General features: G+C 69.0%; 21 protein-coding genes. 9 read left to right on the top strand and 12 right to left on the bottom strand.

The genetic code is table 11. The annotated features are described in order from the left end of the window. Positions 1–21: 21 nt before the first annotated feature. From CP978_RS17270 to CP978_RS17235, 8 genes are all read right to left on the bottom strand, one after another. Complete coding sequence (locus CP978_RS17270; RefSeq protein WP_043441969.1) at positions 22–474, bottom strand: GNAT family N-acetyltransferase; 453 nt, start codon at positions 472–474, stop codon at positions 22–24. A gap of 9 nt (positions 475–483) precedes the next feature. Beyond that, entirely contained in the window at positions 484–987 is a 504-nt protein-coding gene (locus CP978_RS17265) for a MarR family winged helix-turn-helix transcriptional regulator (protein ID WP_043441967.1), read from the bottom strand. A gap of 179 nt (positions 988–1,166) precedes the next feature. Next, the gene (locus CP978_RS17260) at positions 1,167–2,036 is read right to left on the bottom strand and encodes a GNAT family N-acetyltransferase (RefSeq protein ID WP_043448812.1); all 870 of its coding nucleotides are present in this window, start codon (positions 2,034–2,036) and stop codon (positions 1,167–1,169) included. A gap of 159 nt (positions 2,037–2,195) precedes the next feature. Further along, entirely contained in the window at positions 2,196–2,678 is a 483-nt protein-coding gene (locus tag CP978_RS17255; RefSeq protein WP_043441964.1) for an NUDIX domain-containing protein, read from the bottom strand. A gap of 158 nt (positions 2,679–2,836) precedes the next feature. After that, the gene (locus CP978_RS17250) at positions 2,837–3,742 is read right to left on the bottom strand and encodes a LysR family transcriptional regulator (RefSeq protein WP_043441962.1); all 906 of its coding nucleotides are present in this window, start codon (positions 3,740–3,742) and stop codon (positions 2,837–2,839) included. 275 nt (positions 3,743–4,017) lie between these two features. Further along, complete coding sequence (locus CP978_RS17245; protein WP_043441958.1) at positions 4,018–5,172, bottom strand: cystathionine gamma-lyase; 1,155 nt, start codon at positions 5,170–5,172, stop codon at positions 4,018–4,020. Next, on the bottom strand, positions 5,169–5,660 hold the full coding sequence (locus CP978_RS17240) for a low molecular weight protein-tyrosine-phosphatase (protein WP_043441956.1): 492 nt from the start codon (positions 5,658–5,660) through the stop codon (positions 5,169–5,171). Before CP978_RS17240 ends, CP978_RS17245 begins: the two co-directional genes overlap by 4 nt. 9 nt (positions 5,661–5,669) lie before the next feature. Continuing rightward, on the bottom strand, positions 5,670–6,050 hold the full coding sequence (locus CP978_RS17235; RefSeq protein WP_043441954.1) for a phage holin family protein: 381 nt from the start codon (positions 6,048–6,050) through the stop codon (positions 5,670–5,672). Positions 6,051–6,109: 59 nt separating this feature from the next. Here CP978_RS17235 and CP978_RS17230 point away from each other — a divergent pair, with 59 nt between their 5' ends. The 4 genes from CP978_RS17230 (at position 6,110) to CP978_RS17215 (ending at position 8,498) form a co-directional block, all read left to right on the top strand. Next, the gene (locus tag CP978_RS17230) at positions 6,110–6,427 is read left to right on the top strand and encodes a cupin domain-containing protein (protein WP_043441952.1); all 318 of its coding nucleotides are present in this window, start codon (positions 6,110–6,112) and stop codon (positions 6,425–6,427) included. Between the two features lie 169 nt (positions 6,428–6,596). Next, positions 6,597–6,806 carry a DUF5326 family protein gene (locus CP978_RS17225; protein ID WP_043441950.1) on the top strand — a complete coding sequence of 70 codons (210 nt, stop codon included), beginning with the start codon at positions 6,597–6,599 and terminating at the stop codon, positions 6,804–6,806. Positions 6,807–7,099: 293 nt separating this feature from the next. Next, positions 7,100–7,960: an IclR family transcriptional regulator gene (locus CP978_RS17220; RefSeq protein WP_260421123.1), complete on the top strand. Its 861-nt coding sequence runs from the start codon at positions 7,100–7,102 to the stop codon at positions 7,958–7,960. A gap of 100 nt (positions 7,961–8,060) precedes the next feature. Then, positions 8,061–8,498, top strand: coding sequence for an SsgA family sporulation/cell division regulator (locus tag CP978_RS17215; RefSeq protein WP_043441947.1), 438 nt, complete (start codon positions 8,061–8,063; stop codon positions 8,496–8,498). 53 nt (positions 8,499–8,551) lie between these two features. Here the strand turns inward: CP978_RS17215 and CP978_RS17210 are convergent, their stop codons facing one another. Beyond that, positions 8,552–10,006, bottom strand: a complete 1,455-nt coding sequence (locus CP978_RS17210) for a YibE/F family protein (protein WP_043441944.1) — start codon at positions 10,004–10,006, stop codon at positions 8,552–8,554. Positions 10,007–10,226: 220 nt separating this feature from the next. On the opposite strand from CP978_RS17210, the gene thiC reads away from it, so the two are divergent. Further along, on the top strand, positions 10,227–12,029 hold the full coding sequence (gene thiC, locus CP978_RS17205) for a phosphomethylpyrimidine synthase ThiC (protein ID WP_043441941.1): 1,803 nt from the start codon (positions 10,227–10,229) through the stop codon (positions 12,027–12,029). Between the two features lie 126 nt (positions 12,030–12,155). Here thiC and CP978_RS17200 read toward each other — a convergent pair whose 3' ends face one another. From CP978_RS17200 to CP978_RS17190, 3 genes are all read right to left on the bottom strand, one after another. Further along, positions 12,156–13,037 (bottom strand): hypothetical protein, encoded by an 882-nt coding sequence (locus CP978_RS17200; RefSeq protein ID WP_043441938.1) that lies wholly within the window; start codon positions 13,035–13,037, stop codon positions 12,156–12,158. 207 nt (positions 13,038–13,244) lie between these two features. Further along, positions 13,245–14,351 (bottom strand): metallophosphoesterase, encoded by a 1,107-nt coding sequence (locus CP978_RS17195; protein WP_242647112.1) that lies wholly within the window; start codon positions 14,349–14,351, stop codon positions 13,245–13,247. Positions 14,352–14,690: 339 nt separating this feature from the next. Then, entirely contained in the window at positions 14,691–15,803 is a 1,113-nt protein-coding gene (locus CP978_RS17190; protein WP_043441933.1) for a LacI family DNA-binding transcriptional regulator, read from the bottom strand. Between the two features lie 450 nt (positions 15,804–16,253). Here CP978_RS17190 and hisC point away from each other — a divergent pair, with 450 nt between their 5' ends. The 4 genes from hisC (at position 16,254) to cydD (ending at position 23,859) form a co-directional block, all read left to right on the top strand. Beyond that, entirely contained in the window at positions 16,254–17,333 is a 1,080-nt protein-coding gene (gene hisC / locus CP978_RS17185) for a histidinol-phosphate transaminase (RefSeq protein WP_043441930.1), read from the top strand. A gap of 360 nt (positions 17,334–17,693) precedes the next feature. After that, positions 17,694–19,202 (top strand): cytochrome ubiquinol oxidase subunit I, encoded by a 1,509-nt coding sequence (locus tag CP978_RS17180; RefSeq protein WP_043441927.1) that lies wholly within the window; start codon positions 17,694–17,696, stop codon positions 19,200–19,202. A gap of 20 nt (positions 19,203–19,222) precedes the next feature. Beyond that, positions 19,223–20,239 (top strand): cytochrome d ubiquinol oxidase subunit II, encoded by a 1,017-nt coding sequence (gene cydB, locus CP978_RS17175; protein ID WP_043441925.1) that lies wholly within the window; start codon positions 19,223–19,225, stop codon positions 20,237–20,239. A gap of 56 nt (positions 20,240–20,295) precedes the next feature. Next, positions 20,296–23,859 carry a thiol reductant ABC exporter subunit CydD gene (cydD, locus tag CP978_RS17170; protein WP_221500922.1) on the top strand — a complete coding sequence of 1,188 codons (3,564 nt, stop codon included), beginning with the start codon at positions 20,296–20,298 and terminating at the stop codon, positions 23,857–23,859.

Below are 23,859 nucleotides of genomic sequence, written 5' to 3'. Positions count from 1 at the left end.
CTTCGGCCTGAACCGGATGGTTCAGAGCGGTCGTTTGAAGCCCACATGGGAGGCCTCGAAGCCCAGACGCTCGTAGAAGCGGTGAGCGTCGGTGCGGGTCGCATCGGAGGTCAGCTGGACCAACTGGCAGTTCTGCCGCCGGGACTCGTCGACCGCCCACTCGATGAGTCGGGTGCCGAGGCCGCTGCCGCGTTCATCGGCGTGGACGCGTACGGCCTCGATCAGCGAGCGGGTCGCCCCCTTGCGGGACAGCCCCGGGACGATGGTGAGCTGAAGGGTGCCGATGAGGCGTCCCTCGCGCACCGCGACCACGAGGTGCTGGTTCGGATCGCCGTTCAACCGCTCCAGGGCGCTCAGATAAGGCGCCAAGTCCTCCGGGGATTCCCGCTGGGCGCCGAGTGGGTCATCGGCAAGCATGGCGATGATGGCGGGGAGGTCGTCTGCTGTGGCGCGGCGTATTTCAAGGTCTGCCATACCTGCACTCTAGGTGGGCTGTTCCTGAGCCGGGCGTACCGGAGCGGGGCGATCGCCTGCGGGCATGTCCAAGGACTCGACGGCGCTGACCAGCGGGGCCAGTTCGGGGTTCTTCGACGCCTCGTCCAGTGCCTCGCGCAGGGCGGTGTCATGGGTGGGGCGGGCCGCCTCCAGGAGTTGGAGGCCGGCGGTGGTCACATTGGTGTAGATGCCGCGACGGTCGGTCGGGCAGAGATAGCGCGCCAGCAGGCCGCGGTCTTCGAGCCGGGTCACCAGCCGGGTGGTGGCGCTCTGGCTGAGGACCACCGCGTCCGCGACCTGCTTCATCTGCAGATGCCCCCCGGTGCCGTCGTGCTGTCGGCTGAGCACGTCGAGCAGCGAGTACTCCCGCACGCTCAGCCCGTGTCCGGCTTGCAGGGCGCGCTCGAGATGGGCCTCGATCCTTCCGTGCAGCAGGGAGAGGGCGCACCAGCCCCGGGCGAGGGCGGTGAGCGTGGGGTCCGTCGCTGTCATGGCGTTGTCCTCTGTCCCGGAGCAGCTCACGCAAAGGTTAGAGCACCGATGCAGTAGTCCGCGATGGCATATATCGCGCGTCTGCAACGATCGTCAGCGCTTCCGGGTCACCAGGACGCCCTGGAGGCGGCGCCGAACCGCTGAAGGCCGGTTCATGCGTGTTCATGTATGGGACCCGCTCAGCCGGCGGCCACCGTGAGCGGAGCGAAACGCCGCGTCCAGTCGCCGGGCAGATCCGGGCTGCCGTACGTCATGATCGCGTTGAAGGCGACCGAGGCGAGCCCGTGCTCCTTCAGCCAGCTCAACAGCTCCCTGTGCCGTATATCGACATCCGTACGCAACGGGCGGTCCGTATGGGCGGCGAGAGATGCGACGAGCGCCTTCGCGGTCTCGGTGTCGCGGGCGATGAGCGGGCCCACGACATGGGTGTCCATATTGGGCCAGGCGGCCGCGTAACCGATGAGCCGTCCGTTCTCCTCGGCGACGCGCAACTGATCGGCGAAGGCAGGCAACCGAGTGATCACATGGGTGCGATCGGCGCCGAACACCTCCCCGTCGAGCCGGACGAGAGTGGTGAGGTCCTCCCCGGAGGCCGGACGCGTGGCGACCGTGGACGGGGGGCCGTCGGCCGTGAAACAGCCGCGCACCATCTCGGAGCTGCCGATGACCTTGAAGCCGAGTTCCTCGTAGAGGGGACGGCCGTAGGGGGTGGCATAGAGCGTGAGGGGTGTGGTGGTCCCGGTCTCCGTCACCACGTGACGCATCAGCCGACGGCCGACGCCCCGACGGGCGTGCCGCTCGGCGACCAGCACCATGCCGATGCCACAGAGATCCGGGCGGGCCCGGGACCCGTACTCGGTCACGACGCAGGCGGTGACGAGACCACCCTCCGGGTCGTCGATGCCATAGCCCTTTCCGGCGGCGAGCAGCAGGCCCCACTTGTGTTCCTCACGGGGCCAGCCCCGGTCCTCGGACAGGTCGGCGCAGGCGACGAGATCGCGAGGCGTCAGACGGCGGATGGGCAGATCGGCGAGAGGAGGTGTCGACACGCAGGTCAGGCTGTCCGACATGGGCCACTGGCGTCCACCGGTTTGCGGTCGAAGGCAGACGCTTTTGGCCATGCCATACCCGACTGCGCAGGACATGGATGGAACTTTTATGTGAAACTGTCGGAATTCGATCGCGAACGGTCGCCAGTGAACCGAGCGTCAGCCGAGGTCAGGCGCGTGCATGGCCCGTACGCCTTCGATGTTCCCGTCGAGATAGTGACGCAAGGACAGCGGCACGAGGTGGACGGATGCGATGCCCACTCTGGTGAAGGGCACACGCACGATCTCGTACTCACCGGTCGGCTGGTCGACCTCCGGGCCGTGCCGCTGACGTTCGTCCATGGACTCCAGACGGCAGACGAAGAAGTGCTGCACCTTGACGCCGGTTGCCCCGCCGTCTTCGCCGATGTGCTCGACCGTGTCCACGAAACATGGCACCACATCGGTGATCTTGGCACCGAGTTCCTCGTGCACCTCACGGTGGAGCGCGTCGACAACGGTCGTGTCGGAGGGCTCGACCCCGCCACCGGGGGTGACCCAGTAAGGGTCGACGCTGGGCTTGGTGCGCTTGATCAGAATCAGATCGTCGCCATCGAGCAGGATGGCGCGGGCGGTGCGTTTGACCACGGGGCGAACGGTCATGGGTGGAATGTGGCCCAGACCGTTCCACGTGAAACATCGCGCAGCACACAGGAAGGCGAACCCGATGTGAATGCCTGGTGGGGCCCCTCGGTGGATCGCCGCGGACCTCGGTCGGTCCGGTCGGGGATGTCCGCATCGCCGCTACATCCCGTCGTTCCTCACCCCCAGTCCATGGCCGCTCGCAGCAGCCACTCATGGGCCCGCGCGATGTGCGGCATGGCCAGCGTCCCCGTCCGTACGACGAGGAAGTAGGTCCGCAGCGGAGGGACCGCCGGATTGTGGAGGGCCACCACATCGCCCCGCTCCAGTGCAGCGGCGCAGAGATAGCGGGGCAGCACGGCGAGCCCGGCACCCGTGGCGGCGCAGGCGAGGACCGCCCGCAGATCGGGAACGATCACGGTGCCGGAGGCGGCCGGGCGGGAGTCGAAGACGGAGGCCCAGTAGCGGGAGACAAAGGGCAGCGACTCGTGCACCTCGACCACCGGGAGATTCCTCAGTGCGTGCGCCCCCTTGCGGCGCAGCTTGCCGCTGCCGACGCGGGAGGCCCAGCGCGAGGCGGCCACCAGAATGTGCTCCTCGTCGCAGAGCGGTGTCGCCGTCAGCAGGGCGCCGCGCGGCCGCGCCGTGGTGATGGCCAAGTCGTGGTGCCCGGCGCCGAGCCCGTCCAGGATCACGTCGGCGTTCCCGAAGGAGGCGCGCAGGGTGAGGCCCTGCCCCAGGCCGTCGGTCAGCCGTGTGAGGGCGGGCAGGGCGCGCTCGGCGGTGAATTCCGGTGGTCCGGCGAGGTGGAGGGTGCGCAGCGAGGAGTGTTCGTCGAGCCCGGTCTCGGCGATCTCCACCAGGGCGTCGAGATGGGGCGCGGCCTTGTGCGCGAGTTCGTCACCGACGGTCGTGGGGGTCACTCCGCGGGCCTGGCGCAGGAAGAGGGGGCGGCCCAGCTGTCGCTCCAGGGCGCGGATCTGGGAGGTGACCGCCGGCTGGGACAGGCCGAGCAGGGCTGCGGCGCGGGTGAAGGAGCCGGCCCGGTGCACCGTGATGAAGGTGCGCAGCAGGGCCAGATCCATGGTGTCCCTCCCTCCGCACACCCCGACGGCGCCCAACTATAAATAAGTCGATAGGTCTCTGTCGTTACAGTGATTGGACACTGACAAAGAGTCAACTAGCCTTGGTCGCGCGGTTCTTCGCGCGCGGAACCGGGGCGGTCCGAGCCACGAGGGGGGAGGCTCGGACCGCCCGCTGTGCGCGGAAAGGATCCCCGGGGCAAAGGGTCCCCGGGGCAGTCGGCCGTCACCCGGCTCCGCGAAGCCGAGGCCATGGCCATCGCTCGGGAAGCGGTCGCTCATTCCGCCGAGGCGTCGAGCGCGCGCAGCACATCGGCCACCAGATCCTCCGGGTCCTCCGCACCCGTCGAGAGGCGGATGAAACCTTCCGGCACCGCGTCGCCGCCCCAGCGTCCACGCCGCTCGGCGGTGGACCGGACGCCCCCGAAGCTCGTCGCGTCGTCGACGATGCGCAGGTTCTCCAGAAAGCGGTCGGCTCTCGTACGGGTGGGCAGGGAGAAGGACACCACGCACCCGAAGCGCCGCATCTGCCGCAGGGCGATCGGATGCGAGGGGTCGTCGGGCAGGCCGGGATACCGCAGCCCGCTCACCTCGGGGCGGCCACGCAGCGCCTCGGCGACCGTGAGCGCATTGGCGGTCTGCCGGTCGGCACGGAGCTGGAGCGTCGCCAGCGAACGGTGCGCGAGCCAGGCCTCCATCGGACCGGGGATCGCCCCGACGATCTTGCGCCAGCGCCGTACGGAGGCCATCAGCCCGGCGTCCCGGGAGGCCACATACCCGAGCAGCAGGTCTCCGTGTCCGGTGAGCATCTTGGTGCCGCTGGCCACGGAGAAGTCCGCGCCCAGCTCCAGGGGGCGCTGGCCCAGGGGGGTCGCCAGGGTGTTGTCGACGGCCACGACGGTTCCCTGCGCATGGGCCGCCGCCACGAGCCGCCGCACATCGCATACGTCAAGACCCGGGTTCGAGGGGGTCTCGATCCACAGCAGCTTCGCCCCGTCCAGGACGCCGAGCTGGGCGTCGCCGCCGGTCGGTGCGGTGCGCACCTCGATGCCGAAGGCGGTCAGCTGCTCGCCCACCAGCGGCAGCACCTGGTATCCGTCCGAGGGCAGCACCACGATGTCGCCGGCGCGCAGCTGGGAGAAGAGAACCGCCGAGATCGCGGCCATGCCGGAGGCGAAGGCGAGCGTTTCCACACCGGCCTCGCCGGGCGCCTCCAGCTCGCCGATGGCGCGTTCGAGATGGGTCCAGGTGGGGTTGTCGTCCCGGCCGTAGGTGTACGGGCCGGTCGGTTCGCCGGGCAGATGGAAGTGCGCGGCGAAGACGGGGCCCGGCAGGGTCGGCTCGTACTTGACCGGCTCGGGAAGCCCCGCCCGCACCGCACGTGTGCCCTCGCCCGCTCCCGCGCCGTGCGCGCCGCTGTCTCCGGAGCTCATGCCGCCCGTCCTGCCATCTCTTCCCGTACCGCGGTCAGCAGTCCGGGGCTCGCCGCTTCCACCATCCCGAGACACGCCCGGAAGCCGTCCAGCTCACCGTAGTAGGGGTCGGGTACGTCGAGGCCTCCGACGGCGGCCGGGTCGTACGAGCGCAGCAGCCTGATCTTCGCGGCCTCCTCGGGGGTGGGCGCGAGGCGGCGCAGGGCCTCCAGGTGGCCGGAGTCGAGGGCGATCACCAGGTGCAGGCGGGAGAACCAGGAAGACTGGAACTGACGCGCGATGTGATCGCTGTCATAGCCGTGTTCCTCCAGCACCGCGACGGTACGCGGATCGGCGCCCGCTCCCTCGTGCCAGTCGCCCGTGCCCGCGCTGTCGACCTCGACCAGCTCATGGAGACCGGCCCTCTCCACATGCGCGCGGAAGACCGACTCGGCCATCGGGGAGCGGCAGATGTTGCCGGTGCAGACGAAACAGACGCGGTAGGTCATGCGGCTCCCTCAGTCCTTGTCGTCGGGCAGCACCATGTGCAGCGCCCAGGAGACGATCGAGATGATCAGGCCGCCGAGGACGGCGGTCCAGAAGCCCTCGACATGGAAGCTCAGGTCCAGTCTGCCCGCCAGCCATGAGGTGAGCAGCAGCATGACGGCGTTGACGACCAGGGTGATCAGGCCGAGCGTCAGGATGAACAGGGGAAAGGTCAGCACCTTCAGGATCGGCTTGACCACGAAGTTCACCAGGCCGAAGAGCAGTGCGACGACTATGAGTGTGGCCGCCTTCTTGCCGGTGCCGGAACCGGTGAGCGTGATCCTGTCGAGCATCCAGACGGCGACGGCCAGGGCCCCCGCGTTGGCGATCGTCTTGACTACGAAATTCTTCATGTGTCTGATCGTGGCAGACGGGGTCACGGACGAGTACCGAGCGAGGGCGGGCAACTGCGATGAAGGCATTCCGGCTGGACGACCTGGAGGCGGAGCGCGCCGCCAACGACGGTGCTTATCTGCAGTTCCTGCGGGAGCGGAACATGTCGGTCGGCCTGTACGCGCTCGATGCGGGCGACTCCGACCCGCAGCAGCCGCACCGGCAGGACGAGGTGTACTTCGTCGTCAGCGGACGTGGCTCGATCACCGTGGGCACGGAGACCACCCAGGTCGCGCGTGGCAGTGTCGTGTATGTGCCGGCCGGCACCGTCCACAAGTTCCACCACATCACCGAGGACCTGAGGGTTCTGGTGGTGTTCTCTCCCCCCGAGAGCTGAGGGCCCCTCTCAGGGTTCCCTAGGGGGGCGATCAGGGGAGGACCGGGGGACGCGGGGCCCCCTTCCACCCCTGAAGGGCCCTAGCATCGAAGGCACGACGAAGAAGACCCCGGAAGCAGAGCCCCCGAACCGGACGCGGGGCGACGGGCGCAGAGACAAGGACAAGGCGATGCGAGAGATCTTCGCGGGTTTGCCGTGGTGGGTGAAGTGGGTCGCGGTGCCGATCGTCGCTCTGGTCGTTTTCGGCAGCATGATCGCGACCGTCATCGGCTTCGTCGTCGCGCTGCTGTTCAAGGTGCTGCTCTTCGTCGCGCTGGTCGGCGGACTGATCTACATCGTGCGGAAGTTCATGTCGAGCTCGTCACACCGCGACTGGTGAGCCGACGCGGCTCACGGCGACCGGCCGGCCGCCCACAGCGCGCCGAAGAGACGGCGCACGCCGGGGGACGGTGGGTGGCCGGCGGGTCGCAACGGGCGGCCGGGCACAGGAACGGCAACCGGTAACAGGAACGCCGGGTTCGCTCGGGCGAGGGAGTTTTCCCGGTGATGCCGTCGGTGGGCGGGGGGAGACCGTTAGAGTCCGGAACTCGCCGCGCGGCAGGTCCCGCGTCGCGGCGCATCCCCTTCCGTGTCCCCGCACGGGAGGTCGTCCTCGCGTTCCGGGAGTGACATTTGGCTACGGTCGGCACCGCACGCGCACACTCTCTTGCCCCGCCCGTCCCGCCCGCGCTACGGCGTACCTCGTCGGCGGAAGCGCATCTTCCGCCCGTGCCGCCGCAACCCACCACACTCATCGGATCCGTGCAGCGTGCGATGCGACTGCTCGAGGCCGTCGCCGACCGGGAGTACGGGGCCCCCGCCAAACAACTGGCCCGCGAGGTCGGCCTGGCGCTCCCCACCGCCTATCACCTGCTGCGCACCCTGACCCACGAGGGCTATCTGCGCCGGGAGAAGGGGTTGTTCTTTCTGGGCGAGGCGGCCGAGCGGCTGAGCGGCAGTGCGGCCCAGCAGAAACGTCGCAGCATGATGGACGACGCGCTAGCACAATGGCGTGATTCGATCGGTGCTCCTGTTTACTACGCGGTGTATCGCAAGGGTGAGATCGAGCTCCTCGGTGTTGCCGACAGCCCGGCGAACCCCGCGGCCGAGGAATGGGCCGACTTCCGTGAGACCGGGCATGCCCATGCGATCGGCCAGTGCCTGCTGTCCCAGTTGGACGAGGAGGCCCGTCGGGACCATCTCGACCGCCACCCGGTGCAGTCGATCACCCCTTACACGGTGCGCGACGAGCGCACCTTCCTGCGGCGACTGGACCGTCTGGGGTGGCAGGAACCGGTCGTGGAACACCAGGAGTACGCACTCGGGACGGTCTGTGCCGCGTTCCCCCTGACCGCCGCCGGGGGGAGGGCGGCCGCCTCGGTGGCGATCTCCATGCCGTCCCATCAGTGCGGCCGGCTGCTTCCGGCGGCACGTCGGTTGCAGGCGGAGATCGGAAGCCGGTCAGGGACACTCGCCCTCTCTATCAGCATCTGAAAACTCACTCCTTGTGATCTGCTCCGCACGTTCAGCAAACTTCCAGCAGGTGTCAGGGGGATCATTCCTGGCCAGTCGACGGCTACTGACGGGGTAGGCGATGCGCGAGTCGGTGCAGGCAGAGGTCATGATGAGTTTTCTCGTCTCGGAGGAGCTCTCGTTCCGCATTCCGGTGGAGCTGTGCTACGAGACCAGTGATCCCTATGCCGTGCGGCTGACCTTCCATTTGCCCGGCGACGCACCCGTCACCTGGGCGTTCGGACGCGAGTTGCTGGTCGACGGCGTGGGCCGGCCGTGCGGCGACGGCGATGTGCATATCGCTCCCGCCGAACCGGACACCTTCGGTGAGGTGCTGATCCGGCTTCAGGTGGGTGCCGACCGTGCCCTGTTCCGTTCGGGCGCGGTGCCGCTGGTGGCGTTCCTCGATCGCACGGACAAGCTGGTGCCGCTCGGGCAGGAGGGCTCCCTCGCCGACTTCGACGCACATCTGGACGAGGCACTGGACCGGATCCTGGCGGAGGAACAGAGCACCGGTTGAACCGGCTGCGGCGTCGTGACGGTTCCTGCTGTAACGGTTCCTCACACGGCGTCTCAGCGCCTGCGGCGGCGGCCCCGTCCTCCGCGGGCCGGTACCTCGACAGGGGCGGTGCCGGTCTCCCGCCGGTCGGCCGAGACCACGAGGGCGGCCAGGGCCGTGGTGACCGGGACCGAGGCGACCAGGCCGATCGAACCCACAAGGGTGCGCACGATCTCCTCGGCGACCAGTTCGCTGTTGGCGACCGTGGCCACGCTGCTCTGTGCGATGGAGAAGAGCAGCAGCAGAGGCAGGGCGGCGCCCGCGTACGCCAGAACCAGCGTATTGACGACGGACGCGATGTGGTCACGGCCGATGCGGATACCCGCGCGGTACAGATCGCGCCAGCTCATCGAGGGGTTGGCCTCATGGAGCTCCCAGACCGCGGAGGTCTGTGTCACCGTCACGTCGTCGAGGACACCGAGCGAGCCGATGATGACGCCGGCCAGCAGCAGACCGCTCATGTCGATATGCGGGTAGAGACCGTGGATCAGCCCGGTGCTGTCGTCCGTGTTGCCGGTCAGTGCGGCCCAGCCGATGAAGAGCGTGCCCAGCGCGCCGATCAGCGACAGTGAGATGAGCGTGCCGAGGACGGCCACGGAGGTACGGGCCGAGAGCCCATGGCACATATAGAGGGCGATCAGCATGATGGCACTGGAACCGACCACGGCCACCAGCAGCGGATTCGAGCCCTGCAGGATCGCCGGCAGGACGAACAGGTTCAGCAGCAGGAAACTCACCGCCAGGGCGACCAGCGCCATGACACCGCGCATCCGGCCTACGACCACCACGGCGACGGCGAAGATACCGGCGAGCAGGGCCATGGGGAAGCCGCGGTTCACATCGGTGACCGAGTACTGCAGATCCTTGGGCGCGGAGGGTTCGTACGACACCACGACCTTGTCGCCCTGGTGTAGCTGCCGTGTCTGGTCCGGCTGGACGATCTCCGTGAACGTACGGCCCTTGTCCTTGCCGGTGTCGACGCGGACCGTGGCCTTCTTGCAGGTGCCGCCCGATGCCTGTGACGGTGAAGAGCCCTCGGCGGTGGAGGCGCCGCCCGCCGAAGCCCCTCCCGAGGCGTTCACCGACGCACAGTCGACCGCCGCGACATCGGTGACCGTAGCCTGCTGGGACTGTCGGTCGAAGCCGACACCGCTCCGCTCATGTGACGGCACACCGCCGGGCCACAGCACCATGAGGCCCACCACGACCGCCGCGGCGAACGGGATGAGGATCGCGGCGATGACCCTGCGCAGATGACGGGAGACGGGAGCCGCGGGGCCATGACTGTGCGCGTGGGAGTGGCCGTTCCCACCACCGGGAACGTGCCCGTGGCTGCCCCCATGGCTGTCCCAGGATCCTTCGGTGAAGTCGTGGACGCCTTGGGGATCAGGGTTGTTTCTTCCGCCGGGGCCACGGCGGTGAGGCGGCTCGGAGGGCGGGTGCGGGGGAGGATGCTGCGATGTGGTCACCGACCGATCATTGCAAGAAGGCGCGAGGCCTACTGTTCATCCCGCTTAATGGGACGCTAGCGTAAGGACACCTTTGCACACGCGGGAGCTCGGAGCACCGGGCTGAGAGGGCGCTGACCTCCGCAGACGCGATGTTTCACGTGGAACATCGCCGGGCGGACACCGCTGCGTCGACCGCTGAACCTGTTACCGGGTAATGCCGGCGTAGGGAGTAGGTCTCATGACCAACAAGGACGCACGCACGCCTGCCTCCGATCAGGGTGAACAGTCCCAGGAGGCCGGGAAGTCCATCGGCTGGCACAAGGCGTATATCGAGGGCTCACGCCCCGATCTGCGGGTGCCGGTCCGCCAGGTGCATCTCACCGACGGGCAGTCGGTCGCCCTGTACGACACCTCCGGCCCGTACACCGATCCGGCCGCCGAGACGGATGTCCGCAGAGGACTGGCTCCGCTGCGGGAGACCTGGATCATTGCCCGTGGGGACACGGAGGAGTACACCGGCCGTCCCGTCCGTCCCGAGGACGACGGAATCAAGCACACCTCGCCGAGGGGCGGACTGCGCAATCTCGACGCGGTGTTTCCGGGACGGCCGCGCCAGCCGCGCCGCGGTCGTGAGGGACGGGCGGTCACTCAGCTCGCCCATGCGCGACGGGGCGAGATCACGCCCGAGATGGAGTTCGTGGCGATCCGGGAGCAGGTCTCGCCCGAGGTCGTGCGTGAGGAGATCGCGGCCGGACGTGCGGTTCTTCCGGCCAACGTCAACCACCCGGAGACCGAGCCGATGATCATCGGCAAACGGTTCCTGGTGAAGGTCAATGCCAACATCGGCAACTCCGCGGTGACGTCCTCCATCGAGGAGGAGGTCGAGAAGATGACCTGGGCGACCCGTTGGGGCGCCGACACGGTGATGGATCTGTCCACCGGCCGCAACATCCACACCACGCGTGAGTGGGTGCTGCGCAACTCCCCCGTTCCGATCGGCACGGTGCCCCTCTATCAGGCCCTGGAGAAGGTCGAGGGGAAGGCCGAGGAGCTGACCTGGGAGATCTACAAGGACACGGTCATCGAGCAGGCCGAGCAGGGCGTGGACTATATGACGGTGCATGCCGGCGTGCGTCTGCCCCATGTGCCGCTGACCGCGAACCGTAAGACAGGCATCGTGTCGCGGGGCGGTTCGATCATGGCGGCCTGGTGCCTCGCGCACCACAAGGAGTCGTTCCTCTACGAGAACTTCGAGGAACTGTGCGAGATCCTCGCGGCGTACGACATCACCTACTCACTGGGTGACGGACTGCGGCCGGGCTCGATCGCGGACGCCAATGACGCGGCGCAGTTCGCGGAGCTGCGCACGCTCGGGGAGCTCAACCGGATCGCGCGGAGCTTCGATGTGCAGACCATGATCGAGGGTCCCGGGCATGTCCCGATGCACAAGATCAAGGAGAACATCGATCTGCAGCAGGAGATCTGCGACGAGGCTCCGTTCTATACGCTCGGGCCCCTGACGACGGACATCGCGCCCGCCTACGACCACATCACCTCCGGTATCGGTGCCGCGATGATCGCTTGGTGGGGCACGGCGATGCTCTGCTATGTGACCCCCAAGGAGCACCTGGGTCTGCCCAACCGTGACGACGTCAAGACGGGCGTCATCACCTACAAGATCGCCGCGCATGCGGCCGACCTCGCCAAGGGGCACCCGGGCGCCCAGGAGTGGGATGACGCGCTTTCCGACGCGCGCTTCGAGTTCCGCTGGGAGGACCAGTTCAATCTGGCACTCGATCCGGAGACGGCCCGTGCCTTCCACGATGAGACGCTTCCGGCGGAGCCGGCCAAGACGGCCCACTTCTGCTCGATGTGCGGGCCGAAGTTCTGCTCGATGAAGATCAGTCGGAGCATCAACGAGAAGTACGGCGACGGTGCGGCCGAACCGGAGTACGACGAGGCGGCCCTCGAGGGCATGAGGGCCAAGTCCAGGGAGTTCGCGGCCCACGGCAACCGGGTCTACCTCCCGCTCGCCGACTGACGCTCACCCCGCACAGGCGCTGTCCCGGCGTGCCGGAGAGACCGGCCCGGGACAGCGCCCCGCCCATGGCCCGGAGCATGGCGCTGTGCGACCGGCCCGCCGGCCGCTGCCCGGCACTGCCGCTTGTCACTCCGGCTGGTGTTCCGGCCCCCCGAAGTCCGGGCTGGAGAAATCGGGGCTGCTGAAGTCCGGGCTGCTGAAGTCCGGACGCGGGCCCGGGGCGGAGCCGCTCTCGGGGCTGGTGAACCCGGGACTGTCGTATCCGAGATTCGGGATACGACTGGGTGTCTTCTCCGGTGTCTTCCGGCTCACCGCGGCTGTCGCGGGGTCGGCGAGCGCCTCGCGGAGGAACGGCAGGATGCCGCGCTCCAACAGGGCCTCGTGCCAGGCCTCCCGGGCCCGGGCCACCATCACGGTCAGCTCGCCCTGGTCGTTCTCCTCCTGGTCGGAAGAGCTGTTGCGCAGGGCGGTGAGCAGCAGCCCGACCGCGGCCCCCAGGATCGCCGCCGCGGTCACCGCACCGAAGACCCACCCGGTGGTCAGGAGGGTCTTGGCGAAGGCCTGGTCCGGTTTGACCATTTTGAGGATGTAGCCGACGAGCAGGAATATCACCGCCGCGGCACCCGCGAGAAACGGGGCGAGCACCGTGACGACGGCGCCGGCTCCGGCGCCGGCGGCGGCCTCTCCCACCGAGGCGGCGAGTCCTTGGCCCTCCGTGTCCGGTTCCGGCGAGCCCTCGGCGCTCTCCCGGCCGGAGGAGGCGGTCGGCGACGGCTGGCGCAGCTCCTCGCGGACCTTGGTGTAGTGGTGGTATTCGATGGCCGCCGCCGAGGTGATCCGGGCGGTGGCGCCCAGCGCCATCGTGCGCAGTTGTTCGGTATTGAGCCGCTGTCCTACAGCGGCCAGGTCCGGGCGGTGTGGCGCGGAGCGCAGCGCCTCATCGAGGATCCGCTCGTAATCCTGGCGGTCCTCGCTCAGCAGGTGCTGCGGAACGCTGTTCATGTGCATCCCCCGATGCTCCGTAGGGCTTGGGACTCGGCATGCTGACGAGCCGTCGGGCAGAAACGGAGGGGAGCCTGCTACGGATAAGCCGATGGTAGAGCGGTGACCGCACACGGTGACAGGGGGTTTCAGGAAATTCGCCCGCATCCTTCACCACCATCGGCGGGTGCGCGCCCGAGAACCATCTGCCCGGTGAGCGGGTCGGGTGAACGTCTACCTTGCCAAGGGGAGTTGCTGGACCAGCAGCTTTCCGGCCATGGTCACTCCGCCGTCCATCGCGATCGCCAGTCCGTCCGCATAGACATGAGGACCCTCGACCACCGGACCGGCTCCGTGCTCGCCGTCCTCCGAGCCGACTTCGCCCAGCAGATAGGGAATCGGGCTGTGGCCATGGACGATGCGCCTGCCGCCGTACATGGCCAGCAGGGACCTCACGGCGTCGGCGCCGCCCTCGTCGCGGAAGGCGAAGCGCTTGGTGAACTTCCGGAACAGATCCCACACCTCGTACACATCGTTGCGCATGAGCGCCTCGCGGATGGTGTCGTTGACCGCTTCGATGGAGTCGCCGTAGTCGAGGTAGGCGGTGGTGTCCGAGTGGACCAGAAGGTGTCCGTCGACCTCCTCCATCGCGTCCAGCCGGGCCATCCACTGAAGATGGTGGTCCTGGAGGCGCTCCATGTCCGTCTTCTGCCCGCCGTTGAGCAGCCAGGCCGCCTGGAAGGTGGCGGTGCCCGCGCCGGAGTGGACGGGGGTGTCACCGAACCGCTTGGCGCCGAGCAGCAGCAGTTCATGGTTGCCCATCAGCGCCTTGCAGTAGCCGCCGGCCGCGGCGGCCTCCGCGGACAGCCGCATCACCAGGTCGATGACGCCGATGCCGTCCGGGCCGCGGTCCGTGAAGTCGCCCAGGAACCACAGCCGTGCCGTACCCGCGGACCAGTGACCCGCGGCGTCGACGAGGCCCTTCTCCCGGAGCGCCGCCATGAGTTGGTCGAGATAACCATGGACGTCCCCGACGACGAACAGCGGCCCGGGCCTGTCGGCGGGCTGCGGGACGGCCGCGGACGCGGGGCCGGTCACCGGGGGCGTGCCGCCGCGGTGGATGACCGGGATGTCCCGCTCGGTGGGCGTGTAGGCGTCGGAGTACTCGGGGCGGTACCTCGTGGGCGCCGCGACGGGCCGGTCGGCCTCGCCGGGGAGAGCACTCTGTGGATGGGGCCCGGTCTCATGGACGTATGCGGGCACCCGGAAGTCGCGCAACGTCGCCGTCCGCCCCACCTCGGGTCCCTGACCGGCCCCCTGAGTCATCGACCCCTCCACCATCGCGCCGCATCTGCACCGCATCGGACTGCCTGGTCGCACGGGCCCGCGGTGTCGTCCGCCCATCATAGGAATGCGGATCGCGCCATGTGATGACCCAGGGGTGGTGAATCGAGGAAGGGCCCCGATTCACCGCGGCTTTCGCCCTGAATGGGCGGTGCTTTCCCGGTCGGCGGCCCGACCGTCCGCGGGTGACCTCGACACCACCGGTGCCCTGGCGGGGCACTGGGGCCTCTCGTCCGGAGCGCGCCGGGCTCGCGGGGTTCGGTGCCGCGCCGCGCCGTGTGACCGATCCGGCACGATCCGAACGAAAGGCCTCCGGCGTGATTCGAACGAAGGACCTCAGTCCCGCTCGGGCGACCGGGGCGGGCTGACCGTCGTACGCGGCGGACGCCGCTGGGAGGACGTGCGGACGATCAGCTCCGTCGGTATCACCTGCTCGACCGGCCGATCCGACCGGATTCCCTCGATGGCGTCGATGAGCAACTGGACCACCGCCGTGCCGATGCGGCGCGGCTTCAGGGAGAGGGTCGTGACGGGCGGCTCGGTGTGGGAGTACACGGAGGACTCGCTGCAGCACACCAGCAGCAGGTCCTCGGGGACGCGCAGTCCGTAACGGCGGGCGGCGGCCAGCAGGTCCGTGCCGTTGGGGTCGAAGAGCCCGTAGACGGCGTCGGGGCGGTCGGGGCGGGCCAGCAGCCGGTCGGCGGCGACGGCGCCCGCGCACGGGTCATGGGCCGGGTAGGCCTCGTAGACCGGGTCCTGTCCGACGCGCTCGCACCAGTTCAGGTATGCGGTGGTGGACAGATGCGTATAGGTGTCCGTGGTGGTGCCGGTCAGCAGCCCGATGCGGCGGGCGCCCGCCGCGGCCAGATGATCGAGGATGCCCAGGACGGCCGCCTCGTGATCGTTGTCGACCCAGGCGGTGACCGGCAGGGAGCCCGCCGGGCGGCCGTCGGAGACGACCGGTAAGCCCTGGCGGACCAGCTCACTGACCACCGGGTCCTGGTCGGAGGGGTCGATGACCACCGTGCCGTCCAGGGCGACGTTCGACCACACGTCGTGGCGCGAGGTCGCGGGCAGGATGACCAGGGCGTAGCCCCGGGCGAGCGCGGCCGAGGTGGCGGCTCTGGCCATCTCCGCGAAGTACGCGAACTCGGTGAAGGTGAAAGGTTCATCCCCGTACGTCGTCACGGTCAGGCCGATCAGGCCCGACTTGCCCGTACGAAGGGTGCGGGCCGCGGCCGAAGGCCGGTACCCCAGCCGGTCGGCAACCTCGCGGACATGGCGTCGGGTGGCGTCCGGCAGCCGGCCCTTGCCGTTGAGGGCGTCGGAGACGGTCGTGATGGAGACCCCCGCCGCGGCGGCGACGTCTCTGATGCCGGCCCGGCCCGGTCGGTTTCCTTGGCGGGAGGTTTCCGCCCGGCTCACCTGGTGCTTCCCTGCTGCTGTCATCGCGAGCCGATAGTAGGGCTCAAGCGGTGGGGTAGTGCGGACGCATATGCACTCGTTGACAGGCACGTTTCTGCAAGGTCAAAAACGTTCAAGTCGCTTGGAAGACAAGGTACTTGCACGGTCCCACGTTAGTACGTGTCGCCTCGACACGCATGAGCCTGCCGAGGCGGCCAGATTTCGAAGAGGTCTCAACTCACCTTCACGAGGGATGCGCGCCACGGCGCGAGCCACCGGCGCGTGCCGCGAGGAGGCATGCGCCCCCGTTTCTGTGCCGGTGTGCGGTGATGCAGCGGGATTCCTCCGCCGCCGCGCCGCGGCTGCCCTGGTGAGGCAACGAGTCGGAGGTGGATGTCCACAGCCCATTCGCAGCGGCGCCGAATCCTCATAAGGTGAGAAGCATTGGAAGCCGGTGGCCGTCGTGGGCCGGTGGTGTGCGCGAGGAGGACTGCGGTGAGCGAGACGAGCCCGAGGCTGCGTGCCGAGCTGGAGGGTATTCCCACCTACAAGCCCGGCAAGCCGGCCGCGGCCGGCGGACCGGTGGCCTACAAACTGTCCTCGAACGAGAATCCTTATCCGCCGCTGCCCGGCGTGATGGAGAGCGTGACCGCGGCGGCCTCGTCCTTCAACCGCTACCCGGACATGGCCTGCACGGGGCTGATGAACGAGCTGTCGGAGCGCTTCGGGGTCCCCGCGTCCCATCTGGCGACCGGTACCGGCTCGGTCGGGGTCGCCCAGCAGCTGCTCCAGGCCACGAGCGGTCCGGGCGACGAGGTGATCTACGCCTGGCGTTCCTTCGAGGCGTACCCGATCATCACCCGGATCAGCGGGGCGACGGCGGTGCAGGTGCCGCTGACCCCGGGCGATGTGCACGACCTGGACGCGATGGCGGACGCGATCACCGATCGCACCCGGCTGATCTTCGTCTGCAATCCCAACAACCCGACCGGCACGGTGGTGCGCCGGGCCGAGCTGGAGCGCTTCCTCGACCGGGTGCCGGGCGATGTGCTGGTGGTGCTCGACGAGGCGTACCGGGAGTTCATCCGCGACACCGAGGTGCCGGACGGCGTCGAGCTCTACCGCGAGCGCCCCAATGTGTGTGTGCTGCGCACCTTCTCCAAGGCGTACGGTCTCGCGGGGCTGCGGGTCGGCTTTGCGATCGCCCATGAGCCGGTGGCGGCGGCGCTGCGCAAGACGGCGGTGCCCTTCGGCGTCAGCCAGCTGGCTCAGGAGGCGGCGATCGCCTCGCTGCGCGCCGAGGACGAGCTGATCGGGCGGGTCGGTTCGCTGGTGTGCGAGCGGCTGCGGGTGGTCGAGGCGCTGCGGGCTCAGGGCTGGACGGTGCCCGAGACCCAGGCCAACTTCGTGTGGCTGCGGCTGGGGGAGCGTACGACGGACTTCGCGGCCGCCTGCGAGCAGGCCGGCGTGGTCGTGCGTCCCTTCGCGGGCGAGGGGGTGCGCGTGACGGTCGGCGAGGCCGAGGCGAACGACATCTTCCTGAAGGTGTCGGACGACTTCCGCAAGGAGAGCTGAGGACTTCCGTAAGGAGAGGCGCCGCCGCGCCGGGCGGCATGAGCGCCCCGGGGCGGACGCCCGCTGCTGGAGCGCCGCCTCCCGCGGAGTTCCCCGTGTGCCCCTCGGCGGCGAGGGCACACGGCTGCGCGCCCGGATGCCGTGGGCGTGGTTCGGGGCCCGGATCGGGCCGATGGTCCCGTCCAGGGACTTTCCGCCCATTCGGGTAAGGACCCCCCGCCCATCCACACTCGAACCCCTATGCGTCATAATTGCTTGTGAATGTGAACGCGTTCACAAACTGTCCTGTTGGTCCCGCGATGCGCAGAACCAATCGGGGCAAACGCCGCTTGTGACCACGGCGACGTAAGGAGTAACGACGTGGACATAGCCTTGGCACCGGAGACGCTGGCGCGATGGCAGTTCGGGATCACCACCGTCTACCACTTTCTGTTCGTCCCGCTGACGATCTCGCTCGCCGCGCTGACGGCCGGCCTGCAGACGGCCTGGGTGCGAACGGGCAAGGAGAAGTACCTCCGGGCCACAAAGTTCTGGGGCAAGCTTTTTCTGATCAACATCGCGATGGGTGTCGTCACCGGCATCGTCCAGGAGTTCCAGTTCGGCATGAACTGGTCCGACTACTCCCGCTTCGTCGGCGACATCTTCGGTGCCCCGCTCGCGTTCGAAGCCCTCATCGCCTTCTTCTTCGAGTCCACCTTCATCGGGCTGTGGATCTTCGGCTGGGACAAGCTGCCGAAGAAGCTCCATCTCGCCTGCATCTGGATGGTCTCCATCGGCACGATCCTGTCGGCGTACTTCATCCTCGCGGCCAACTCCTGGATGCAGCACCCCGTCGGCTACCGGATCAACAAGGCCAAGGGGCGCGCCGAGCTGACCGACTTCTGGCAGGTCCTGACGCAGAACACCACGCTTGCCCAGGTCTTCCACACCCTGTCGGCCGCCTTCCTGACGGGCGGTGCGTTCATGGTCGGCATAGCCTGCTACCACCTGCTCCGCAGGAAGCACATCGCCGTGATGAAGACCTCGCTGCGGCTCGGTCTGGTCACCGTCGTCATCGGCGGTCTGCTCACCGCGGTCAGCGGCGACACCCTGGGCAAGGTCATGTTCAAGCAACAGCCGATGAAGATGGCCGCTGCCGAGGCCCTCTGGGACGGCCAGAACTCCGCACCGTTCTCGATCTTCGCCTATGGGGACGTGAGCAAGGGCCACAACAGCGTCGAGTTGTCCGTCCCCGGACTGCTGTCGTTCCTCGCCGACGACACCTTCGACTCCTATGTCCCCGGTATCAACGACACCAACAAGGCCGAGCAGCAGAAGTTCGGGCCCGGCGACTACCGGCCCATCATCCCCGTCACCTTCTGGGGCTTCCGCTGGATGATCGGCTTCGGAATGGCGTCCTTCGCCATCGGACTGGCCGGTCTCTGGCTCACCCGCAAGAAGTTCATGCTGCCGCAGCATCTGCGGGTGGGTGAGGACGAGGTACCGCATCTGGTCCTCTTCAAGAACAAGCCGCTGGGCCCCACGCTCACCGCCTGGTACTGGCGCATCGCGATCTGGACCCTGGCCTTCCCGCTCATCGCCAACTCCTGGGGATGGATCTTCACCGAGATGGGCCGTCAGCCCTGGGTCGTCTACGGCGTGCTGCGCACCCGTGACGCGGTCTCCCCCGGTGTCTTCCAGGGCGAGGTCATCGCCTCGATGACCGTGTTCACTCTGCTCTACGCGATCCTCGCGGTCATCGAGGTGAGGTTGCTCGTGAAGTACGTCAAGGCCGGGCCTCCTGAGCTCACCGAGGCCGATCTCAACCCGCCCACCAGGATCGGCGGCGACTCCCAGGACGCCGACAAGCCGATGGCCTTCTCGTACTAGGCCGAGGGAGCGCACACATCATGCAACTTCACGACGTCTGGTTCGTCCTCATCGCGGTTCTCTGGATCGGCTACTTCTTCCTGGAGGGCTTCGACTTCGGAGTCGGCATCCTGACCAAACTGCTCGCTCGTGACCGGCCGGAGCGGCGGGTGCTGATCAATACGATCGGCCCCGTCTGGGACGGCAACGAGGTCTGGCTGCTCACCGCCGGTGGCGCGACCTTCGCCGCGTTCCCCGAGTGGTACGCCACGCTCTTCTCCGGCTTCTATCTGCCGCTGCTGCTCATCCTCGTCTGCCTGATCGTGCGCGGCGTCGCCTTCGAGTACCGGGCCAAGCGGCCGGAGGAGAAGTGGCAGCGCAACTGGGAGACCGCGTTGTTCTGGACCTCGCTGATCCCGGCGTTCGGGTGGGGCGTGGCCTTCGGCAACATCGTGCGGGGCGTGAAGATCGACCAGCACCTCGAGTACGTGGGCAATGTCTGGGATCTGCTCAACCCGTTCGCGCTCCTCGGCGGTCTGGTGACGCTGACCCTGTTCACCTTCCATGGAGCGGTGTTCACGGCGCTCAAGACCGTCGGGGACATCCGGGAGCGGGCCCGGAAGCTGGCTCTGCGGGTCGGACTGCTGACCGCGGTGCTGGCGCTGGCCTTCCTCACCTGGACGCAACTCGACCGGGGCGACGGCACGAGCCTGGCGGCGATGATCGTTGCGGTGGTCGCCCTGGTCGCGGCACTGGTGGCGAACCAGGTCGGGCGTGAGGGATGGTCCTTCGCCTTCTCCGGCGTCACCGTGGTGGCGGCGGTCGCGATGCTCTTCCTGACGCTCTTCCCGAACGTCATGCCGTCCACGCTCAACGCGGACTGGAACCTGACGGTGAGCAACGCCTCGTCGAGCCACTACACCCTCACGATCATGACCTGGTGCGCAGGGATCGCCACGCCGATCATCCTGCTCTACCAGGGCTGGACCTACTGGGTGTTCCGCAAGCGCATCGGTACCCAGCACATCGCCGACGCCCCCGCCGGAGCTGTGCACTGAGCCTGGTGGTGAGGGGGTGTTTCACGTGAAACACCCCCTCACCCGACCGGAAGGGCATGTTTCACGTGAAACCGATTGATCCGCGACTGCTCCGCCACGCTCGTGCCACCCGCCTCTTCCTGGTGGTGGTCGTCGGGCTGGGTGCCATCGGAGCGGCATTGGTGGTCGCCCAGGCGATGCTGATCGCCGAGGTGGTGGTCGGCGCCTTCCAGCACCACCTGGCGGTGGCCCAACTCCGCGCTCCCCTGTTGCTTCTGGTGGCCGTGGCGGTCGGCCGGGCGCTGGTTTCATGGCTCACCGAGCTTGCCGCCCACCGGGCGAGCGCGGCGGTGAAATCCGAGCTGCGGGGACGGCTGCTTGAGCGGGCGGGTGCCCTCGGTCCCGGTTGGCTGGGAGAGCAGCGGACCGGTTCGCTGGTCGCCCTGGCCACACGCGGAGTCGATGCGCTGGACGACTACTTCTCCCGGTATCTGCCGCAACTGGGGCTCGCGGTGGTGGTCCCGGTGGCGGTGCTGGCGCGGATCGTCACCGAGGACTGGGTGTCGGCGGCGATCATCGTCGGTACATTGCCCCTGATCCCGCTCTTCATGATTCTGATCGGCTGGGCGACCCAGTCCCAGATGGACCGTCAGTGGCGCTTGCTGTCACGGCTGTCCGGACACTTCCTCGATGTGGTCGCGGGGCTGCCGACGCTCAAGGTGTTCGGCCGGGCCAAGGCGCAGGCCGAGTCCATCAAACGGATCACCGGTGAGTACCGGCGGGCGACCATGCGGACGCTGCGGATCGCGTTTCTGTCGTCCTTCGCCCTGGAGCTGCTGGCCACGATCTCGGTCGCGCTGGTCGCGGTGACCATCGGTATGCGGCTTGTCCAGGGCGAGATGGACCTCTCCGTCGGGCTGGTCGTCCTGGTGCTGGCCCCGGAGGCGTATCTACCGCTGCGGCAGGTGGGCGCGCAGTATCACGCGGCGGCCGAGGGGCTTTCCGCGGCCGAGGAGATCTTCGCGGTGCTGGAGACGCCTCTGCCGGCGTCGGGTACACGGCGTGTTCCGAACAGGGAGATCGTCTTCGAGGGAGTGAGCGTCCGGTACCCGGGGCGGTCCTCCGACGCGGTGTCCAAGGTGTCGCTGACCGTCGAGCCGGGTGAGACGGTCGCCCTCGTCGGACCGAGCGGCGCCGGCAAGTCGACCCTGTTGAACCTGCTGCTCGGGTTTGTCTCTCCCACCGAGGGGCGGGTGCGGATCGGAGAAGTCGATCTCGCCTCGGCCGATCTGGCGGAGTGGCGCTCACGGGTCGCCTGGGTGCCGCAGCGGCCGCATCTGTGTGCGGGCACCGTCGCCGAGAATGTACGGCTGGCCCGGCCGGACGCGGATGACATGGCGGTGCGCAGGGCGCTGGCCGACGCCGGGGCGCTGGAGTTCGTGGACGCGTTGCCTGTCGGGGCCGACACGGTGCTGGGCGAGGACGGTGCAGGGCTGTCCGCCGGGCAGCGGCAACGGCTCGCTCTGGCACGGGCGTTCCTCGCCGACCGGCCGGTGCTGCTGCTGGACGAGCCGACGGCCTCCCTGGACGGGGCGACCGAGGCGGAGGTCGTGGAGGCGGTACGGCGGTTGGCCGTCGGGCGCACGGTGCTGCTGGTCGTGCACCGGCCGGCCCTGCTCGGGCTGGCGGACCGGGTCGTACGGCTCGACTCGGAGGAGTACGGCACGACGGACGGACATACGCGGGCCGGAGATGTGCCCCGGCCCCGCCATGAGGTACCGGAGGCGCCGGGCCCGGAGGGTGCGACGCCGGTTCCGGGCGAGGAGACGGATGTTCCCGCCCCGGCCGGGAGCGGTGGGGTGCTCACCCGGGTCCGGGCCATGGCGGGAGCACGGCGCGGACGCCTCGCCCTCGCGCTGCTGTTCGGCAGCCTTGCGCTCGGGAGCGCCGTCGGCCTGATGGCGACCTCCGGATGGCTGATCTCACGGGCTTCCGAGCAGCCTCCCGTGCTGTATCTGATGGTCGCCGTGACGGCCACGCGGACCTTCGGGATCGGACGGGCCGTGTTCCGGTACGCCGAAAGGCTGGTGTCGCACGACGCCGTGCTGCGGATGCTGGCCGACACCCGCGTCGCCGTCTACCGCCGTCTGGAGCGGCTGGCGCCGGCGGGGCTGCGGACGACCCGGCGCGGTGATCTGCTCTCGCGCCTGGTGACCGATGTGGACGCGCTGCAGGACTACTGGCTGCGCTGGCTGGGGCCTGCGGGAGCCGCACTCGTCGTGTCCCTCGCCTCCGCCGGCTTCACCGCGTGGCTGCTGCCCGAGGCCGGTGTCGTCCTGGCCGTCGGGCTGCTGGCGGCCGGTGTGGGGGTGCCGTTGGTGACCGGTGCCGTGGCACGTCACGCGGAGCGGAGGCTGGCGCCGGCCCGGGGCGTGCTGGCGACCCGGGTGACCGACCTGCTCACCGGAACGGCCGAGCTGACGGTCGCGGGTGCGCTGCCCGCGCGGACCGCCGAGGCGCGGGAAGCCGATGGCGTCCTCACCCGTATCGCCTCCCGTGCCGCCACCGCCACCGCGCTGGGCGACGGACTCACCGCGCTGGTCACCGGGCTGACGGTCACGGCGGCGGCCGCCGTGGGCGCGCAGGCCGTCGTCGATGGACGCCTCGCCGGCGTGGCCATGGCCGTGGTGGTTCTCACCCCGCTGGCCGCGTTCGAGGCGGTGCTGGGGCTGCCGCTCGCCGTGCAACACCGGCAGCGGGTGCGCAGAAGCGCGGAGCGGGTGTACGAGGTGCTGGACGCCCCCGAGCCCGTACATGAGCCGGAACGGCCGGCGCAGGCACCGTCGTCGCCCTTCCCGCTCGTGCTGGAGGGCCTGACGGCCCGCTACGACGGGCAGCGGCGGGATGCCCTGGCGGGGGTGGATCTCACCCTCGAACAGGGCCGAAGGATCGCCGTGGTCGGTCCTTCGGGGGCGGGCAAGACGACACTCGCGCAGGTGCTGCTGCGGTTCCTGGACGCGGGCACCGGCTCCTACACGCTGGGGGGCACCGACGCCCGGGCGCTCGACGGCGACGACGTACGACGCCTGGTCGGGCTGTGCGCCCAGGACGCCCATCTCTTCGACAGCTCGGTACGGGAGAATCTGCTGCTCGCCCGGAAGGATGCCGGCGAGGGAGAGCTGCGCGACGCGCTCGCCCGGGCGCGGCTCCTGGCATGGGCCGAGCAACTGCCCGACGGTCTCGACACGCTGATCGGCGAACACGGAGCCCGGCTGTCCGGCGGACAGCGGCAGCGGCTCGCGCTGGCCCGTGCCCTGCTCGCGGACTTCCCGGTCCTTGTGCTCGACGAGCCGGCGGAACACCTCGATCTGCCGACCGCGGACGCGCTCACCAAGGACCTGCTGGCCGCGACGCGGGGCCGTACGACCTTGCTGATCACCCATCGGCTGGCCGGTCTGGAGGCGGTCGACGAGGTGATCGTCCTCGCCGGGGGCCGGGTGGTCCAGCGGGGTGCGTACACGGAACTGGTGGCCGTGGAGGGGCCGTTGCGGGAGATGGCGGAACGGGAGGCCCGGGGGGATCTGCTGGGAGAACGGCCGGGTACCGAGGGACCGGCGGCTGTGACGTTCGCCGGTCCCTAG

The sequence above is a fragment of the Streptomyces nodosus genome (assembly GCF_008704995.1).
In the GTDB taxonomy this organism is placed as follows: Bacteria; Actinomycetota; Actinomycetes; order Streptomycetales; family Streptomycetaceae; genus Streptomyces; species Streptomyces nodosus.
The sequence above is the reverse complement of the archived record's forward strand: the minus strand, read 5'-3'. Positions and strand labels throughout refer to the sequence as shown.

Excerpts from the sequence above, each read along its gene's own strand:
- CP978_RS17270 (WP_043441969.1), bottom strand. The coding sequence starts at position 474 with ATGGCAGACCTTGAAATACGCCGCGCCACAGCAGACGACCTCCCCGCC.
- CP978_RS17265 (WP_043441967.1), bottom strand. The coding sequence starts at position 987 with ATGACAGCGACGGACCCCACGCTCACCGCCCTCGCCCGGGGCTGGTGC.
- CP978_RS17255 (WP_043441964.1), bottom strand. The coding sequence starts at position 2,678 with ATGACCGTTCGCCCCGTGGTCAAACGCACCGCCCGCGCCATCCTGCTC.
- CP978_RS17250 (WP_043441962.1), bottom strand. The coding sequence starts at position 3,742 with ATGGATCTGGCCCTGCTGCGCACCTTCATCACGGTGCACCGGGCCGGC.
- CP978_RS17245 (WP_043441958.1), bottom strand. The coding sequence starts at position 5,172 with ATGAGCTCCGGAGACAGCGGCGCGCACGGCGCGGGAGCGGGCGAGGGC.
- CP978_RS17240 (WP_043441956.1), bottom strand. The coding sequence starts at position 5,660 with ATGACCTACCGCGTCTGTTTCGTCTGCACCGGCAACATCTGCCGCTCC.
- CP978_RS17235 (WP_043441954.1), bottom strand. The coding sequence starts at position 6,050 with ATGAAGAATTTCGTAGTCAAGACGATCGCCAACGCGGGGGCCCTGGCC.
- CP978_RS17230 (WP_043441952.1), top strand. The coding sequence starts at position 6,110 with ATGAAGGCATTCCGGCTGGACGACCTGGAGGCGGAGCGCGCCGCCAAC.
- CP978_RS17225 (WP_043441950.1), top strand. The coding sequence starts at position 6,597 with ATGCGAGAGATCTTCGCGGGTTTGCCGTGGTGGGTGAAGTGGGTCGCG.
- CP978_RS17215 (WP_043441947.1), top strand. The coding sequence starts at position 8,061 with ATGCGCGAGTCGGTGCAGGCAGAGGTCATGATGAGTTTTCTCGTCTCG.
- thiC (WP_043441941.1), top strand. The coding sequence starts at position 10,227 with ATGACCAACAAGGACGCACGCACGCCTGCCTCCGATCAGGGTGAACAG.
- CP978_RS17200 (WP_043441938.1), bottom strand. The coding sequence starts at position 13,037 with ATGCACATGAACAGCGTTCCGCAGCACCTGCTGAGCGAGGACCGCCAG.
- CP978_RS17195 (WP_242647112.1), bottom strand. The coding sequence starts at position 14,351 with ATGGTGGAGGGGTCGATGACTCAGGGGGCCGGTCAGGGACCCGAGGTG.
- CP978_RS17190 (WP_043441933.1), bottom strand. The coding sequence starts at position 15,803 with ATGACAGCAGCAGGGAAGCACCAGGTGAGCCGGGCGGAAACCTCCCGC.
- cydB (WP_043441925.1), top strand. The coding sequence starts at position 19,223 with ATGCAACTTCACGACGTCTGGTTCGTCCTCATCGCGGTTCTCTGGATC.
- cydD (WP_221500922.1), top strand. The coding sequence starts at position 20,296 with ATGTTTCACGTGAAACCGATTGATCCGCGACTGCTCCGCCACGCTCGT.